This is a genomic window from Arthrobacter sp. H20, assembly GCF_000520515.1.
In the GTDB taxonomy this organism is placed as follows: domain Bacteria; phylum Actinomycetota; class Actinomycetes; order Actinomycetales; family Micrococcaceae; genus Arthrobacter_D.
In genome coordinates this window covers 56,039-72,867 of the sequence record NZ_KI914716.1, presented here as the reverse complement: position 1 = coordinate 72,867, position 16,829 = coordinate 56,039, and the positions used below count along the sequence as shown (strand labels likewise).

General features: G+C 63.1%; 18 protein-coding genes. 12 read left to right on the top strand and 6 right to left on the bottom strand.

Annotated features, from left to right (window positions below; genetic code table 11):
- Positions 1-774: HNH endonuclease signature motif containing protein (locus Y703_RS18035; RefSeq protein WP_155849407.1), on the top strand; the 774-nt coding region annotated here is incomplete at its 5' end.
- Between the two features lie 49 nt (positions 775-823).
- Here the strand turns inward: Y703_RS18035 and Y703_RS0104885 are convergent.
- A complete protein-coding gene (locus Y703_RS0104885; RefSeq protein ID WP_026551812.1) occupies positions 824-1,081 on the bottom strand; it encodes a mycoredoxin in 258 nt (85 codons plus the stop codon).
- Positions 1,082-1,221: 140 nt separating this feature from the next.
- On the bottom strand, positions 1,222-1,659 hold the full coding sequence (locus Y703_RS0104880) for a VOC family protein (protein ID WP_026551811.1): 438 nt from the start codon (positions 1,657-1,659) through the stop codon (positions 1,222-1,224).
- A gap of 126 nt (positions 1,660-1,785) precedes the next feature.
- Between Y703_RS0104880 and thrS the strand changes: the two genes are divergently transcribed.
- From thrS to pdxS, 4 genes are all read left to right on the top strand, one after another.
- Positions 1,786-3,801, top strand: coding sequence for a threonine--tRNA ligase (gene thrS / locus Y703_RS0104870; protein ID WP_026551810.1), 2,016 nt, complete (start codon positions 1,786-1,788; stop codon positions 3,799-3,801).
- A 5-nt stretch (positions 3,802-3,806) separates the two neighbouring features.
- A complete protein-coding gene (locus Y703_RS18030) occupies positions 3,807-4,445 on the top strand; it encodes an HIT family protein (RefSeq protein WP_253907941.1) in 639 nt (212 codons plus the stop codon).
- The gene (gene pgsA, locus Y703_RS0104860) at positions 4,435-5,055 is read left to right on the top strand and encodes a phosphatidylinositol phosphate synthase (protein ID WP_026551809.1); all 621 of its coding nucleotides are present in this window, start codon (positions 4,435-4,437) and stop codon (positions 5,053-5,055) included. The genes Y703_RS18030 and pgsA overlap by 11 nt, the downstream gene beginning before the upstream one ends.
- A gap of 67 nt (positions 5,056-5,122) precedes the next feature.
- A complete protein-coding gene (pdxS, locus tag Y703_RS0104855) occupies positions 5,123-6,037 on the top strand; it encodes a pyridoxal 5'-phosphate synthase lyase subunit PdxS (protein WP_026551808.1) in 915 nt (304 codons plus the stop codon).
- 79 nt (positions 6,038-6,116) lie between these two features.
- Here the strand turns inward: pdxS and Y703_RS20700 are convergent, their stop codons facing one another.
- Together Y703_RS20700 and Y703_RS0104845 are read right to left on the bottom strand one after the other, a co-directional pair.
- Entirely contained in the window at positions 6,117-6,827 is a 711-nt protein-coding gene (locus Y703_RS20700; RefSeq protein WP_051427315.1) for a GNAT family N-acetyltransferase, read from the bottom strand.
- 6 nt (positions 6,828-6,833) lie between these two features.
- Positions 6,834-8,843 (bottom strand): M3 family metallopeptidase, encoded by a 2,010-nt coding sequence (locus Y703_RS0104845; protein ID WP_026551807.1) that lies wholly within the window; start codon positions 8,841-8,843, stop codon positions 6,834-6,836.
- A gap of 107 nt (positions 8,844-8,950) precedes the next feature.
- Between Y703_RS0104845 and Y703_RS0104840 the strand changes: the two genes are divergently transcribed.
- Entirely contained in the window at positions 8,951-10,198 is a 1,248-nt protein-coding gene (locus Y703_RS0104840) for a CapA family protein (RefSeq protein WP_026551806.1), read from the top strand.
- A gap of 23 nt (positions 10,199-10,221) precedes the next feature.
- On the opposite strand, the gene Y703_RS0104835 is transcribed toward Y703_RS0104840, so the two are convergent.
- Positions 10,222-10,944, bottom strand: a complete 723-nt coding sequence (locus Y703_RS0104835) for a type 1 glutamine amidotransferase (protein WP_035763901.1) — start codon at positions 10,942-10,944, stop codon at positions 10,222-10,224.
- Positions 10,944-12,215, bottom strand: coding sequence for a DUF1727 domain-containing protein (locus Y703_RS0104830; protein WP_026551804.1), 1,272 nt, complete (start codon positions 12,213-12,215; stop codon positions 10,944-10,946). Before Y703_RS0104830 ends, Y703_RS0104835 begins: the two co-directional genes overlap by 1 nt.
- 69 nt (positions 12,216-12,284) lie before the next feature.
- On the opposite strand from Y703_RS0104830, the gene pdxT reads away from it, so the two are divergent.
- From pdxT to Y703_RS0104800, 6 genes are all read left to right on the top strand, one after another.
- The gene (gene pdxT / locus Y703_RS0104825; protein ID WP_026551803.1) at positions 12,285-12,989 is read left to right on the top strand and encodes a pyridoxal 5'-phosphate synthase glutaminase subunit PdxT; all 705 of its coding nucleotides are present in this window, start codon (positions 12,285-12,287) and stop codon (positions 12,987-12,989) included.
- Entirely contained in the window at positions 12,973-13,731 is a 759-nt protein-coding gene (locus Y703_RS0104820; RefSeq protein WP_026551802.1) for a YebC/PmpR family DNA-binding transcriptional regulator, read from the top strand. Before pdxT ends, Y703_RS0104820 begins: the two co-directional genes overlap by 17 nt.
- A 49-nt stretch (positions 13,732-13,780) precedes the next feature.
- On the top strand, positions 13,781-14,353 hold the full coding sequence (gene ruvC / locus Y703_RS0104815) for a crossover junction endodeoxyribonuclease RuvC (RefSeq protein ID WP_026551801.1): 573 nt from the start codon (positions 13,781-13,783) through the stop codon (positions 14,351-14,353).
- A gap of 88 nt (positions 14,354-14,441) precedes the next feature.
- Positions 14,442-15,068, top strand: a complete 627-nt coding sequence (ruvA, locus tag Y703_RS0104810) for a Holliday junction branch migration protein RuvA (RefSeq protein WP_026551800.1) — start codon at positions 14,442-14,444, stop codon at positions 15,066-15,068.
- On the top strand, positions 15,068-16,213 hold the full coding sequence (gene ruvB, locus Y703_RS0104805) for a Holliday junction branch migration DNA helicase RuvB (RefSeq protein ID WP_026551799.1): 1,146 nt from the start codon (positions 15,068-15,070) through the stop codon (positions 16,211-16,213). The genes ruvA and ruvB overlap by 1 nt, the downstream gene beginning before the upstream one ends.
- 103 nt (positions 16,214-16,316) lie before the next feature.
- Positions 16,317-16,802 carry a preprotein translocase subunit YajC gene (locus Y703_RS0104800; RefSeq protein WP_035763898.1) on the top strand — a complete coding sequence of 162 codons (486 nt, stop codon included), beginning with the start codon at positions 16,317-16,319 and terminating at the stop codon, positions 16,800-16,802.
- The last annotated feature ends 27 nt before the right edge of the window (positions 16,803-16,829 follow it).

The following is a 16,829-nucleotide window of genomic DNA, read 5'->3' as shown; positions in this document are numbered from 1 at the left end:
GACCGGCAGGTGGAAGTGACCCCGGATCAGGACGGGATGGCGTGGCTATCGGCCTATCTGCCAGCCGAACAGGCATGCGGTATCGAACACCGCCTGACCGTCACGGCCCGGGCACTGCAAAACCCGTCGGAGACCCGCACCCTCACCCAGCTCAAAGCCGATGTGCTCAGCGACCTCCTCACCCACTGCTGCGACCCAGCTACCAGCAATCAGGGCAGACCAGCAGGCCAGGGCGGGTCAGCTGGCCAGAGCGGGTCAGCTGATGGTGCGGGGTTGGTGGACCTGTCCACTGTGCTGGGGGTGCGGCCGGTGGTGTTCGTGACCGTGCCGGTGATGACGCTGCTCGGCGGTGACGGGCCGGCCGAGCTGGAAGGCTACGGGCCGATCGATCCGCAGACCGCCCGGAAACTCGCTGCCCACGCACCAGGATTCACCAGGATCCTCACCCACCCAGAAACTGGCACGGTCCTCAGCGTGGGCCGGGACCGCTACACAGTCCCCGCCAGCCTCCGAACCACTGTCCTGTTCAGAGACAAAACCTGCAGGCATCCTGGCTGCAACCGGCCCGCACCAGCGTGCGACATCGACCACACCATCCCCTGGCACCGCGGCGGGACCACCAGCTACGACAACCTCGCAGCACTCTGCCGGAAACACCACATGCTCAAAACCGCCGGCTACTGGCACTACACCCAACCCGAACCAGGAACCATCACCGCCACCTCACTCACCGACAAAACCTACACCACCGTGCCCCAACCACCCCCGTTCTAAAGGACTGCGAGGGCCCCGTGGAAACAAGCCGAGGCGGGTGCTGTCAGAACTAGCTGCCAATCCGAGCCATAACGTCCGACACCGAAGGATTAGTGGCCGACGTTCCATCGGGGAACAACACTGTTGGGACCGTCTGGTTGCCACCGTTAAGGGATTCCACCAATGCTGCGGTGCCTTCTACCTCTTCAATGTTGATCTCCGTGTAGCCGACTCCCTTGGCATCAAGTTGCTTCTTCAGCCGACGGCAGTAGCCGCACCAGCTGGTTGAAAACATGGTGATCGTGCCGGCATCGGGGGTGTAGTCCACGGTGCTCCTTCTCAGGTTGCTGAAAATTCGGTCAAAATGCCGAAGTTGGTGAATGCAGGATTGCTATTGCCTTGCCCAGTCTTCAACACACGCGGAGTCGGTAAGATTCCGCAGGGCATTCGAAGCGGCTCAGGGTGGGGTCAGACGATCACGCGGAGAGACACGGTGCCATCTTCGGCAACGATGAGGCCCGGATTGTGGCAGACCTCCCAGTGGAAGCCGTCAGGATCAGCGAAGTACCCCGAGTAGCCGCCCCAGCTCATTGCTGTCCCTTCGGCAACCAGTTCGGCACCGGCAGCGACGACCGTGTTGAGGAGCGCGTCGACCTCATCCGGTGACCCAACGTTGTGTCCCAGAGTGACTGGCGGGGCAAGGGGGCCGTGTCCTATCTCACCCGCTTCGGCAGCGAGATGGTCCGCTCTGAAGAGTGACAGCACCAGACCGTGTCCTACCTGAAAGAACGCCATCTCATCGGGCACGTAGGTCAGGGGCTCCCAGCCCAGGGCTTTCGAGTAAAAGTCGTAGGACGTATCCAGGTTGCGGACGCCCAGCGTGACAACTGTGACCTGAGGTTTCATGAGTTGATAATACTTTCACTTTCGTGCTTCAGCATCGGCGCGCTGGCCAGGTTGTTGGTTGGGTCCAGCGCAGCGGATACCATCAGAGAGTTAACCCGCCTCACCACCCAATGCTAGGAGCCCACTGTGTCAGCGCCCTCCCTTATCACCCTCATCGTCGACGGCGAAGAGCACCAGGTGACTACGGGTACAACCGGCGTTGACCTGTTCGTCGAACGCCGCGACGTAGTAGTCGTCAAGGTGGACGGGGACCTGGTGGATCTCGACCAACCACTTCCCGCCGGCGCCCACGTTGAACCCATCACGATTGGTTCGCCTGAGGGGCTCGAAGTGTTGCGCCACTCGACGGCTCACGTCATGGCACAGGCAGTCCAGCAGCTGCGCCCTGATGCCAAACTGGGCATTGGTCCGTACATTACTGACGGCTTCTACTTCGACTTCGACGTCGAGACCCCCTTCACTCCTGAAGATCTGAAGCAGCTCGAGAAAATGATGCTCAAGATCGTCAACAGCAACCAGCTGTTCGTTCGCAGGGTAGCCACCGAGGCCGAAGCCCGCGAAGCGATGGCCGACGAGCCCTACAAACTGGAACTGATTGGCCTCAAGGGCGGTTCGGGCGATATTACCGACGACGACGGCGCGTCAGTGGAGGTCGGTGGTGGTGAGCTGACGATTTACGACAACGTTGACCGCAAGAGCGGCGACGTCATCTGGCAAGACCTGTGCCGCGGCCCGCACCTGCCGAACACCAAGCTCATCTCCAATGCCTACGCCCTGACCCGCTCGGCGGCGGCATACTGGCGCGGCAGTGAGAAGAATCAACAGCTGCAGCGCATCTACGGCACCGCGTGGCCCACCAAGGACGAGCTGAAGGCCTATCAGGAACGCCTCGCCGAAGCTGAGCGCCGCGACCACCGTCGGCTCGGCACCGAATTGGACCTGTTCTCCTTCCCTGATGAGCTGGGCTCCGGCCTGCCAGTGTTCCACCCCAAGGGCGGAATCATCCGCAAGGCGATGGAGGATTACTCTCGCCAGCGCCACGTCGACGCGGGTTACGAGTTTGTCTATACGCCACACATCACCAAGGGCCACCTGTACGAGGTGTCCGGTCACCTGGACTGGTACCGGGAGGGCATGTTCCCGGCAATGCACATCGATGAGGAACTGAACGAGGACGGCTCGGTGCGCAAACCGGGCCAGGACTACTATCTAAAGCCCATGAACTGCCCCATGCATAACCTGATCTTCAGGTCCCGTGGCCGGTCGTACCGTGAACTGCCGCTGCGCATGTTCGAGTTCGGGTCCGTTTACCGATACGAAAAGTCGGGTGTGGTGCACGGACTGACTCGCGTCCGCGGCATGACCCAGGACGACGCCCACATCTACTGCACCCGCGAGCAGATGAAGGACGAACTCACCGAGACGCTCAACTTTGTCCTCGGGCTGCTCAAAGACTATGGGTTGGATGATTTTTACCTCGAACTGTCGACCAAGAACCCAGACAAGTCGGTCGGATCAGACGAAATCTGGGAAGAAGCCACCAGGACTCTCGCCGAAGTGGGCGAAGCCTCAGGCCTTGAGCTCCGGCCCGATCCAGGCGGAGCTGCCTTCTACGGTCCCAAGATCTCGGTCCAGGCCCGGGATGCCATCGGCCGCACCTGGCAGATGTCCACCATTCAGCTGGATTTCAACCTGCCGGAGCGGTTCGAACTGGAATATCAGGCGGCCGACGGAACACGCCAACGACCAGTGATGATCCACCGCGCTCTCTTTGGCTCGATTGAACGCTTTATGGGTGTTCTCACTGAACACTACGCCGGAGCGTTCCCAGCGTGGCTGGCTCCGGTCCAGGTCCTTGCCATCCCGGTGGCCGAGGCATTCAACGACTACCTGTTCGACGTCGTCGCCCTGCTCAAGGCCGAGGGGATCCGCGCACAGGTGGATGTTGGTACCGACCGGTTCCCGAAGAAGATCCGCACCGCGAGCAAGGAAAAGGTTCCCTTCGTCCTGATCGCAGGCGGGGACGACCAGGATGCCGGAGCTGTGTCGTTCAGGTTCCGCGACGGCAGCCAGGACAATCAGGTGCCGGTCGATGAGGCAGTGCGACGCATCGTCGAGGCTGTCCGGAACCGGGATAAGTAGAACGGATGGAGAGGGTGACGGGCGCTGGTGGGCAGTATCCAGGTGACGACAGTGTCACCGATGACTTCGAGCTAGCCGGAGTACCTGATGCCTTTCAGCGCCTGTGGACCCCCCATCGAATGGCGTATATCAAGGGTGGCCAGTCCCAGTTCAAGGATAGGGACGCCTGTCCGTTCTGTATTGCGCCGTCGCGCAGCGACGAGGAATCCCTCATCGTGCACCGGGGGACCCACGCGTACGTGATCCTGAACCTCTTTCCTTACAACCCTGGGCACCTGCTGGTGTGCCCCTACCGGCATGTGCCTGATTACACCGACGTCGACACCAACGAGACGATCGAGATCGCTGAACTCACCCAGACTGCTATGCGGGTGCTGCGTGAGGTGGCCAAGCCCACCGGATTCAACCTCGGCATGAATCAGGGCGTCACTGGCGGGGCTGGAATCGCCGCGCACCTGCACCAGCATGTGGTGCCTCGGTGGGGTGGTGACGGCAACTTCCTGCCCATCATTGCGCAGACAAAAGCCATTACCCAGACCCTCGATGAGGTGCGGACCCAGATGGCCGCGGCCTGGCCCGGGCGCCCCGGCAGTCACACTACCGCCGCCCACACCTCAGAGGCCGGTGGTGCCGGTGCTGAATAAATATGCGCGCAGGTTCTTCACTTCCCTTTTCGGCCCCTTGGCCAGGTTGCTGCTCAAATGGGGTGTCTCACCTGATGCGGTCACCGTTGTTGGGACCCTCGGCGTCGTTGCCGGAGCGCTGGTCTTTTACCCGATGGGCGAGCTTTTCTGGGGCACTGTCTTCATCACTGTCTTTGTGTTCTCTGACCTGGTGGACGGCATTATGGCCCGGATCAAGGGCACCGGTAGTACGTGGGGGAGCTTCCTCGACTCCACTCTGGACCGAATAGCCGACGGCGCCCTTTTTGCCGGGGTAGCCATCTGGTTCTTCGGCCGTGGTGACAACACACCAGTAGCCATCGCTGCGCTGGCCTGCCTTGTCCTGGGCATGCTCGTCTCGTATGCCCGCGCGAAGGCAGAATCTCTCGGCTTCACTGCCAATGTAGGTATCGCCGAGCGCGCTGAACGGCTGGTATCGGTGCTCGTGGTGACCGGCCTGACCGGGCTGGGACTGCCTGAGGTGTTCCTGCTGGTGGTTTTGGTCCTACTGGCCCTGGCAAGCACCGCAACAGTGATCCAGCGGGTCGCAGCGGTTCACAAACAGGCGATGGCCGCGAGCGAAACTAGCTAGCGGCAGATCCTGCCTGCGCGCGGGCGTATTATTAATTGTTATCTTTTACCTAACTTAGGGGCGAATTGTGTCCACCGTTGAAGAAGCTTCGACAACCGCGCCCGTGACCGGCAGCAGCCGGGTCAAGCGGGGCATGGCTGAAATGCTCAAGGGCGGCGTCATCATGGATGTCGTCACCGCTGAGCAGGCGCGCATCGCTGAAGATGCAGGCGCCGTTGCCGTGATGGCGCTCGAGCGTGTACCAGCAGATATCCGCGCTCAGGGCGGCGTGTCACGAATGAGCGATCCAGACATGATCGACAGCATCATCGAGGCCGTCTCCATTCCGGTCATGGCCAAGGCCAGGATCGGCCACTTCGTTGAGGCTCAGGTCCTGCAGTCCCTCGGCGTGGACTACATCGACGAGTCCGAGGTGCTGACACCGGCTGACTACGCCAACCACATCGACAAGTGGAAGTTCACAGTCCCCTTCGTCTGTGGTGCCACCAACCTCGGCGAGGCGCTGCGACGCCTCAACGAGGGTGCCGCAATGATCAGGTCCAAGGGCGAGGCCGGCACCGGTGACGTCTCGAACGCCACCATGCACATGCGGAAAATTCGTTCGGAGATCCTGCGCCTGTCTTCAATGGCTGAGGACGAGCTGTACGTAGCGGCTAAGGAACTACAGGCTCCGTTTGACCTGGTCAAGGAAGTTGCGCGGACAGGCAAGCTCCCAGTGGTGCTCTTCACTGCCGGCGGTATTGCCACCCCGTCCGATGCGGCGATGATGATGCAGCTTGGCGCGGACGGAGTCTTCGTCGGCTCCGGTATCTTCAAGTCAGGCAACCCCGCCGAGCGCGCGACAGCGATCGTGAAGGCAACCACCTTCCACGACGATCCCGACATGATCGCCAAGGTCTCCCGTGGCCTCGGCGAAGCGATGGTTGGGATCAATGTCGATGAATTGCCAGAGCCCCACCGCCTGGCCGAGCGCGGCTGGTAGCCACCGCTGGCTCACTGACGACAAGAACGCGGACCCCCAGCGCTGGGGGTCCGCGTTCTTGTCTGCACTGCAGCTCAAATCACAGCCGAAGCTGGTAGGTCTGCCCCCTGCCAATGAGCTCGAAACCCCGGCGCGAATACAGCTCATAGCCCTGAGGCGTGGCGTTGAGCGCGAGGTGCTCAGCACCGGATGCTGCAGCGGCCTTGCTGAGTCTGCTCAGCAGCGCCGTCCCCAGGCCGCGCCGCTGGTACTCCTGAAGCACCTCCATGGCGAAGATACCACCCAGACCTTTCAGCCCGGGGACACCCGAGGGGTAGAACGAATAGCCGGCGCCGACAATGCTGCCGTCGGCCCTCGTCTCGGCATGCCAGGCCTGACGGGGCTGGGACCGCACCACGCGAAGCTCCTGCAGCAGTGGACCGCGGTACTCCGGCACCTCGGTGGAGAGCGCGGTGCCCGCGTCGTCGTACGCTGCTGGCGACTGGACGTCAGCTGCCATCCACCAGGGCTGCCAGCCGGGGCTGAAACCGAGCCCGGCCAGGGCCGAGCCCTTGATGCCTCCGCCGAGCCAGGCGCTCACGGTGTGGGCACCGATGCGGACGCCTTCTGCCAATGTGGGCCGGATCCCGGCGGGGGAGATTTCCTGAGGAAAGAGCAGAATCAGTTCCCGGCGCGCTGGCAGCCACACCCAATCCGACCCGTGGGTCGTGAAAGTGCGGCCGCCGGTGGCCGAGGACACCGCGGCAAACCATGAGCGTTGCAGGCGCTGGCACGCTGCGATAGTGACCATCTGGTCCTAGGCCAGCCCGCGGCGGGTCAACAGCGGGTCGAGCAGTGCATCACGGCCACGGAAATTGCGGAACGCCTGCAATGGATCGATGCTGTTACCGCGTGAGAGTAGCTCAGTCCGGAAATGTTCGCCGTTTTCGCGAGTGAGTCCGCCTGAGGATTTGAACCATTCGACCGTGTCAGCGTCCAATACCTCGCTCCAGATGTAGGCGTAGTACGCCGCCGAGTAGCCGCCAGCGAAGATGTGCTTGAAATAGCCGGTGCGGTAGCGAGGCGGGACGGGCGAGAAGTCCAGACCTGCCGCGATCAGCGCGTCCCGTTCAAACGCCACCGGGTCTGCAACAGTGGTTCCCGCCGGAATAGCGTGCCAGGCGAGATCCAGCAGGGCGGCACCCAGGTATTCGGTGGTCGCGAACCCCTCGCCCCACGTCTGCGCGGCAAGCAGCTTATCAATTGTCGCCGTCGGTAACGCCTCTCCGGTCTGGTAGTGCCTGGCATAGTTGGCTACTACCTCGGGCCACAGGATCCACATCTCATTCACCTGCGATGGATATTCAACGAAGTCCCTGGGCACACTGGTACCGGAGAACGTGGGGTAGGTCACCGACGAGAACAGCCCGTGCAGCGCATGGCCAAATTCGTGGAAAGTAGTTACTACCTGGTCGAAGGTCAGCAGGGTCGGCTCGCCCGCTGTCGGCTTGGGAACGTTGAGGTTATTGACGACGACGGCGTGGGTTCCGTTCAGCGCTGACTGTTCCACGAAGGAGTTCATCCAGGCGCCGCCGTTCTTCGTGTCCCGGGTGTGATAGTCGCCGAGGAACAGGCCGAGCCCTTCTCCATCGGCGTCGGTGACCTCCCAGACCCTCACCTCCGGGTGGTATCCCTGAAGGTCGTGACGTTCGGTGAAGGTCAGCCCATACAGCCGGTTTGCGGCGTAGAAGATCCCGTCCTGAAGTACCCGTTCCAGCTCGAAGTATGGTCGTAGGGCCGCGAGATCGACGTCGAACTTGTCAGCGCGCACTTTCTCCGAGTAGTAGGCCCAATCCCACGCCTCGATGGGGTGGCTAGCTGCTGCTTCAAGATCCACCACCTCGGCCCGCGCATTGCGGACCGCCGCGGGGGTCAACTGGCTGAGCATCCGATGGATGGCGTCGAGCGACGGAGCCGTCTGGTCATCGGTGGCAGCTCCAGCATGACTGTCGAATCCCAGCAGAGCCGCCCGCTCCGCGCGAAGCTCGGCCATCCGGGCAGCGATGCCCAGGGTGTTGTACCCGTTGTCCCCGAAGCCGCGGTTGATTGATGCCTCGTGCAGCCGCTGGCGTGTGGTGCGGTTGGTCAGTGTCTCCAGCGCCGGCTGGGCTGTCGGAAGAACCAGGGTGAGAAGATATTTTCCGGGCTGGCCGGCTGACTGGGCGGCGGCCGCTGCCGAACCGATGTCATCAGTTGACAGGCCGTCCAACTCGTCGGCGGTGTCGACCAGGAGTGCCGATCGGTTGGTGTCCTTCAGGAGCCGCTGCTGGAAGTCGGTGCTCAGCTGCGACAGCTCGGTGTTCAGGGCCCTCAGCCGGTCCTGGGCCGCGTCGTCGAGCTGGGCACCCGCACGGATAAACCGTTTGATGTATTCCTCAACCAGGCGTGCTTCCTCGGCGTCCAGGCCGTCAGTCGACACCGAGTTGACCCGCTCGAACAATCCCCGGTTCAGGAAGATGTTGTCCTCATGGGCGGCGTAGCGGGGAGCCACCTCGGTCTCAAGCTCCTGGATCGCAGGAGTGGAGTGCGACGAGGAGCTGTTGTAGAACACCAGTGCCACCCGGCGCAGGGTGTCCCCGGCCCGCTCCAGGGCAACGATCGTGTTCTCGAAGTCTGCCGGGTCCTGCGACGAGATGATCGCTTCGATCTCGGTGAGATGCTCGGCGAATCCAGTCTCGAAGGCCGGCAGATAGTGGTCGTCCTGGATCAGCCCAAAGGGTGGGAGCTGGTAGGGCAGGGTACTGGGTGCTAGGAAGGGGTTGCTCATAATAACTAACCCTTACACATGCGCGGCCAGCTCCACAGCACCCGGTAACCCCGGCCGGCCCCGCGGCGAGGGTTATTATGAAGGTAACTCGCCCGAGGGAGGTTTCAGTGGGAGCAGGACGAGGCAGGATGGCCTCGTTGACCCTTGCCCTCGTGATGCTGTGCGGCTGCTCGGGAGTGGACAGGGGAACCCCTGACGGTCAGGGAGCGACGACGGCGCCCGCGCCGACAATCACGAGCGCCGCCCCCAGCCCGCCAAGTCCCGAACCCGTACCCGAGGTCACACCGGGCGAGGGCCCACCCTGCGACGCGGATCGGTGCTTCAGTCTTGCCGCTACCGGTGACCTGCTGATCCATCCCGGCCTGTGGGAACAGGCAGCCGCCGACGCTGCGGCCAATGACGGCGCCAGCGACAGCGCCGAATCGTTCGATTTTGAGCCACTCCTGGCCGGGCAGCGTGACTACCTGGACAACGCCGACCTGGGACTCTGCCACCTCGAGACGCCGGTAGCACTCCCGGAGGGCCCCTTCAGCGGCTACCCGCAGTTCAACGTGCCACCGCAGATCCTGGCCGCCGCGAAAGCTGTCGGCTATGACGCCTGCACCACTGCCAGTAACCACACCATCGACGCCGGCATCGAGGGGCTGAACCGCACCCTCGATGTCCTCGACGGCCTGGGTCTCGGGCACACCGGCTCCTACGCCGACGAGGAGTCATCCCGCGAAGTCCTGATGGTCGAGACCCCGGCCGCGCGGGTGGCTGTCATTCAGGCGACCTACGGACTCAATGGGCTGATCCCCGAGCAGCCCTGGCAGGTGGACCTGATCGACGCCGACGTGATGATCGCCAAGGCACGGCAGGCACACGAAGAGGGTGCCGACGTCGTCATCGCCGTGATGCACGCCGGCGACGAGTACGCGGCGGTACCCAACGCTCAACAGGTGGACGTGGCCCATGCCCTGGTGGACAGCGGGGAGGTCGACTTTATCTACGGACACCACACACACTCGGTGCTGCCGATCGAGCGATACAACGACACCTGGATTGTCTACGGACTCGGCAATGGGGTGAGCGAACTCTCGGCGGTGGCGGCAGTCAACAATGAGGGACTGATGATCAGGGCACAGTTCGCCGAGACGGACGGCGAGTGGACGGTCAGCGACCTGGCCTGGGTGCCGTCCATCATTGTCAGCGACCCGTATCGCTGGTGTGTGCTGGGACCGAACCAGTCGCCCGGGACCTGCACCTCGCCCGAGCGCGAGGCTGAAGTGAGCTCCCGCATCCTGTCGACGGTTGATACTTACGGCGCTGTCGGCGGCGGAGCCCACCCCTGGGATGTGTCCGACGACAGGTGACAGGCAGCACCGGGGGGACCGCTTTAGCGCGGCCGGGCCCCGGCGTGACGTCGTGCGAGATCGGCGAGGCTATCGTCGAGGTCGGCCGGCTGGAAGGACCCGAATTTCCGTTCGGCTGCCTTCCTGAGCAAGAAATCGGCAATCGCCGGGTTCTTCGGCAGCAGCGACCCGTGCAGGTAGCTCGCGACGACGTTGCGGTGGCGTGCTCCCTCGGAGCCGTCCGTTGAGTTATTACCTGCTCCCCTGGTGACAGTCCCCAGTGGTTTGACCCCCGGCCCCAGGCGGGTCTGCCCGCTGTGGTTCTCGTAGCCGTGAATCTCACCGAACTCGTCGCTGTCAGCGACCACGTTGCCGATCAAACGTTCGTTGGTGCCGTGGGTCTCGAGATCGAGGATCCCGATACCCGGGATCACAGTCCCGTCGTGAGTCTTGAAGAAGTTGCCGAACAGTTGGTAGAGCCCACAAATCACCAGCATCGGCAGGCCGTCTTCGGCAAGTTCCCTCAGCTTCGGCGCGATCGCCTGCAGATCCTGCTGAATTACCAGCTGACCGCTGTCCTGGCCGCCGCCGCCGATGATCAGATCGACGTCCTCGGGGAACTCATCCCCGGCGCTGTGCTCAAGGATGACTGAGGTGTACCCATGCCAGGCCAACCGCTGCTTCAGCACCAGGACGTTGCCCCAGTCGCCGTAGATGTTCATTTCCTTCGGGTACAGCTGAAGGATAGTGAGGGTGCCTTTGGACATCAGGAAACCACCTCGACGGTTGTGATCTTGGAGAGGTCTCGCCGGACCGCGAGCATTGCTGTATAGGTGCAGAAGATCCGCTTTGGCTGATCAGTTGTCGAGTCGATGAAATCCCGCAGCGCCAGCGTGGTGTCGGGTTCGATGGCGCGTAGCTCGACGTCGTCGTACTTCAGTCGCAGAGCCATGTCGTAGGCGCGCACGCCGCTGACCATGTCAACGCCGGCCAGGCCGAGTGAATCGAAGTCGACATCCCACAACCAGGACATGTCCCGGCCGTCGGCGTAGTTGTCGTTGATGGCGATCATTGTGGCATGGCCAGCGGCGTCGAAAGATTTCAACCCGAGCCGGAACCCGCTGGGATTCTTCACCAGGACCAGTTCCAGGGGTTTGCCGCCGACCACCAGTGACTCGCCGCGGCCAAAGGCGGGCTCGACTGTGGCAAGTGAAGCGAACAGGCCCGCGCGGTTGATCTCGCTACCCAGGACTGCGCGCGCGGTTGCCAGCGCGGCGGCAGCGTTGAAGATGTTGTACACGCCGCGCAGCCGCAGGTCGACGCTCGTCGATTCGCCGTCGATCAGGAACGATGCCGAGTTTCCTGCAACGTGCTCAAGGATCACATCGGCGGGAAGGCTGGATGGGGCAGCGACACCGATGTCGCCTCGCAGTTCGTCGTCGTTGGGGAAAGTGCTGCGCAATGACGAATCAAGACCAAAATAGGCGATGTCCCGGTCCCGCACCGTTGACGCGATCCCTGCCACACGGGGATCCTCGCGGTTCAGCACCACGATGCCGGTGGTTTTCGCCGCGATCTGTTCCAGCAAGCGGGTGGTTTGGTCAATCTCACCGAAGCGGTCCAGCTGGTCGCGGAGCACGTTCAACAACAGGCAGTGGGTCGGCGGCACCAGCTTCACGAAGTGGACCGCGTGCGCCTCATCAAGTTCGAGCACGGCGATGTCAGCCGTGAGTTTGCCTCGCCAGTTCACCTCGCCCAGCAACGCTGCAGCCACGCCGCGGGTGAAGTTGCTGCCGGTCCGGTTGGTGAAGACCGTGAGGCCCTGCCCCTGGAGCAGTTCCACCACCATCTTGGTGGTGGTGGTCTTCCCGTTAGTGCCGCTGATTACGACCACGCCGCGTGGTAACCCGGAGAGGGCCCGTCCCATGAACCCCGGGTCGATTTTCTCGACCACCAGGCCCGGCAGCGCCGAGCCCCCGCCACGCAGCCGCGAAATGCGGCGCACGGCCTTACCGACCAGCACACTAAAGGGAAACATGGAACCTAACTTATCGCAGTCAGGGCTGCTGTTTATCCCCTGACGGACACCCCAACCTAGAATGGTCAGATGACTTCCTTCCCATCACCGGACTCGTCCGGCGTGCACGTCGGCGTGTTAGCAGTCCAGGGCGACGTGCGGGAACACATCCGAATCATCGAGTCCCTTGGCAGCAGGGCGAGTGCAATTCGGAGGCCGCGCGAGCTGGACGGGATAGACGGTCTCATCCTTCCCGGCGGCGAGTCCACAGCGATGGACAAGCTCACCCGTGCCTTCGACCTGGCTGGGCCGCTGCGGCAGCTGATCGCGTCCGGGCTGCCGGTGTACGGATCGTGCGCCGGAATGATCATGCTCGCCGACACCATTGCCGATCCCGCGACCGACCTGCAGGGTAGGCCGCAGCAGACCTTGGGCGGGCTGGACATTGTGGTCCGCCGAAACGCTTTTGGGCGGCAGCGGGAATCCTTTGAGACGGACCTGGAGTTCAGTGGGCTGCCGCCGAACCCAACAGGTGAGGTCCCACCGGTCCGCGCGGTGTTCATCCGGGCGCCGTGGGTTGAGAAGGTGGGGGAGTCGGTTGAGGTGTTGGCGCAGGTGCCGGCGGCAGAGACGCCGCAACCAAACGCACACCGGGTCGCTAGGATTGTTGCGGTGCGGTCGGGGAACCTTCTGGCCACCAGCTTCCATCCCGAGGTAACCGGGGAGCGGCGAATTCACGAATTGTTTATGCAGATGATCCTAAGGAGAACGGTAGATCATGTCGGGGCACTCTAAATGGGCAACCACCAAACACAAGAAGGCCGCGATTGATGCAAAGCGCGCCAAATCCTTTGCCAAACTGATCAAGAACATTGAGGTGGCCGCCCGGGCGGGCGGCGCCGACATGGCGGGCAACCCCGGCCTTGAGCTTGCGGTACAGAAGGCGAAGAAGACTTCGGTACCGATCGACAACATCAACCGCGCAGTGAAGCGTGGTGCAGGTCTGCTCGGCGACGCCGTCGAATACCAGACGATCATGTATGAGGCACGCGGACCGCAGGGATCGGCCCTCCTGATCGAGTGCCTCACTGACAACAAGAACCGTGCCGCATCGGAGGTCCGGTTGGGCGTCACCCGCAACGGCGGGTCCATGGCCGATCCAGGATCGGTGTCCTACCTGTTCACCCGCAAGGGTGTGGTCACCCTGCCGAGCGGCGAGCTCACCGAGGATGATCTGCTGTTCGCCGTGCTCGACGCCGGTGCCGAGGAAGTCAAGGAAACGGCAGGACGCTTCGAGGTGATCTCCGAACCCCAGGACCTCCGCGCCGTAGTGGAGGGCCTTGAGGGAGCCGGAATCGACTACGACACCGATGAAGCCGAGTTTGTCCCCTCCATGCACGTGGAGCTTGACGCTGACGGTGCCCGGAAGTTCATCCGCCTGGTCGACGCGCTTGAGGACCTCGACGACGTCCAGAACGTGTACTCAAACGCTGACCTCTCAGAAGAGGTTCTGGCCGAGCTGGACGGCGACGACTGAATCCTGTGACTAATCCTCCCGTCCAGCCGGATCACTGCCGGGCTACTCCGTGACACTGCGCGTAATGGGAGTGGACCCGGGGCTGACCCGTTGTGGTCTGGCGGTGGTCGATATTGAGCCCAACCGGCGATCGACGCTTGTTGCAGTGGGGGTGGTGGGTACCCCCGCCGACCAACTGTTGGACCGTCGGCTGCTGGTCATTTCCGACGCGGTCGATGAGTGGCTTGATACCCATTCACCTGATGTGCTCGCCGTCGAACGCGTGTTCAGCCAGCTCAATGTGAGCACAGTGATGGGCACCGCCCAGGCGTCAGGGGTTGTGATGGTTGCCGCTGCGCGCCGCGGGATACCCGTTGCCCTCCATACGCCCACCGAGGTCAAGGCAGCGGTGACCGGCAATGGCCAGTCGGACAAGGTGGCCGTCACCAAGATGGTGACCAAGATCCTGCGGCTCGACACGGCACCGAAGCCCGCTGACGCTGCCGATGCCCTGGCACTGGCCATCACCCACGCCTGGCGGCAGGGTGTTTCAGCCAACCGCGCGCCGGCCGGCGGCGGTGGGGTGACAGCGGCGCAGCGAATCTGGGCCGAGGCCGAGGCGAAAGCCCGACGCCGGAGGTAGCCCAACGGTGTGGCGCTCGGCCAAAAGACCGCCGGGACCAGTACGCTGTTCGTAGATATGTTCGGATAGAAATTTTGGAGTAGCGCGCATGATCAGTTCCCTCCGCGGCACAGTGAGCCACGTTGGCCTCAACTCGGCAGTGCTGGACGTCAACGGGTTCGGCATGCAGATCCTTGCCACCCCGCAGACCCTTGCCACCCTCCGCACCGGGCAGCAAGCTCAGGTCTTCACGGCAATGATCGTCCGCGAAGACTCGATGACGCTGTTCGGGTTTGAGGAAGCCGAACAGCGCGAGGTGTTCGAGACGCTGCTGGGCGTCAGCGGTGTCGGACCCCGTCTGGCCCTGGCGGTGTTGGCTGTCCATGCACCGGAGGCGATCCGGGTCGCCGCGTCCTCGGGCGACGACAAAGCCTTCAGCAAGGTCCCCGGCATCGGCCCGAAGGGTGCCCGCCGGATAGTGCTGGAGTTGGCCGACAAGCTGGTCCCGCTCGGCACCGCAGGAGCCACTCCGAAGAACGCCTGGCAGGGGCAGGTCCTCACCGCCATGATGGGTCTCGGCTGGTCAGAAAAAGACGCAACCGCAGCAATAGACGCCGCCACTGCCGAGGCGCCCGAGGTGGCTGCAACAGGCAACGTGGGAGACATCCTGAAACTTACGCTGCGCAGGCTCGGCCAGGACGGTGCCCGAGCCTCCGCCCGTAGCCGGGTCAGCTGATGGTGCGCGACGACGGCACAGCTGGGGCGGACGAGGTTCCTTTTGTTTCACCGACAGGGGATCCCGAGGACCGCGCGGTCGAGGCCGCGCTCCGCCCCAAGAACCTCGACGACTTCGTCGGCCAGCAGCGGGTTCGCCGGCAGCTCTCACTGGTGCTGGAGGCCTCCAGGCTTCGCGGCAGGACAGCCGACCATGTATTGCTCTCAGGTCCCCCCGGTCTGGGCAAGACCACACTGGCAATGATTATTGCCGCCGAAATGAATTCACCGCTGCGGATCAGTTCAGGGCCCGCCATTCAGCACGCCGGCGACCTCGCCGCAATCCTCTCCTCGCTGACCGACGGTGAGGTCCTCTTCCTCGATGAAATTCACCGCATGTCTCGTCCGGCTGAGGAGATGCTGTACATGGCGATGGAGGACTTCCGGGTCGACATCATCGTGGGCAAAGGCCCCGGCGCCACAGCCATCCCGCTGGACCTGCCACCGTTCACTCTGGTAGGCGCAACGACCCGCGCCGGATTGCTGCCCGGCCCATTGCGGGACCGGTTCGGGTTCACCGGCCATCTTGAGTTCTACTCAACTGAAGAACTGGAGCTGGTGCTTCGCCGCTCGGCGATGCTCATGGATATGAAGGTCAACTCGGCGGCATTCTCCGAGGTGGCAGGCCGGTCCCGCGGCACCCCCCGGATCGCCAACCGGTTGCTGCGCCGGGTGCGTGACTGGGCGCTGGTGCACGGCGTCGACCTGATCGACGCCCGCTGTGCCGGGGCGGCCCTGGACATGTACGAGGTGGATGCCAAAGGCCTCGACCGGCTCGACCGGGCGGTGCTGACTGCCCTGATCACCAAGTTCAATGGCGGCCCCGTGGGACTGTCCACCCTGGCCATCGCGGTCGGCGAGGAACCCGAGACTGTCGAAACAGTTGCTGAACCGTACCTGGTGCGGGAGGGAATGCTCGGACGTACCCCCCGGGGACGGATCGCGACCCGGGCCGCCTGGGATCACCTGGGGCTGGTCATGCCTGCAACCGTTGCGGCGGCCATGCCCGCGGACCTCTTCGCTGTCCTTGCTGAGGATAACCCCGCAGGGGACAGCCTCAGCGAAGACAACGGTGAGGTAACAGAATGGGCCAACACCGAGGGATAGCTGGATCACTACGACGCGGACAACCGCGTTTCCCTTTACACTGATATGACGTGCGGCACGTCAGGTGCTTGCGGATCCCAAGATATAGAAACGGAATTACTCTGTGTTCTCAACCTTATTAGCCCAGACTGCTGCCCCAGAGCAAGGCTTCGATATTTTCAGCCTGCTCCTGCCGCTGGCACTCGGAGCATTGATCTTCATGATGTTCCGGAGGCAGCGGAAAACCCAGAAGACCATCAAGGAACAGCGCACCCAGATGGTTCCCGGTACCGAAGTGATGACCAACTTCGGCCTGTTCGGAACAGTGCTCTCTCTCGACGAAGAGAACAACAAGGCAGTACTGGAGCTTGGCCCCGGCGCTACGGCGACAGTGCACATGCAGACCCTCACCAAGGTGGTCCAGCCCGAACCGGTCGAGGACGACGAGGAACCGCCAGCAGTTCCCGACGATGCTTCCTCGCTGATCAGTCCTGAGAAGCCAGGCCAGGACGGCGTGCTCCCGGGAGCCGAAACCGAGCCTGCCGACACCCGCTCGGACGAGGACAGCCGTCTGGACTATGACAACAAGCGGGACAACAAGGACAACTAGCGCCGGGGCGTGGTCAGCACATGCACG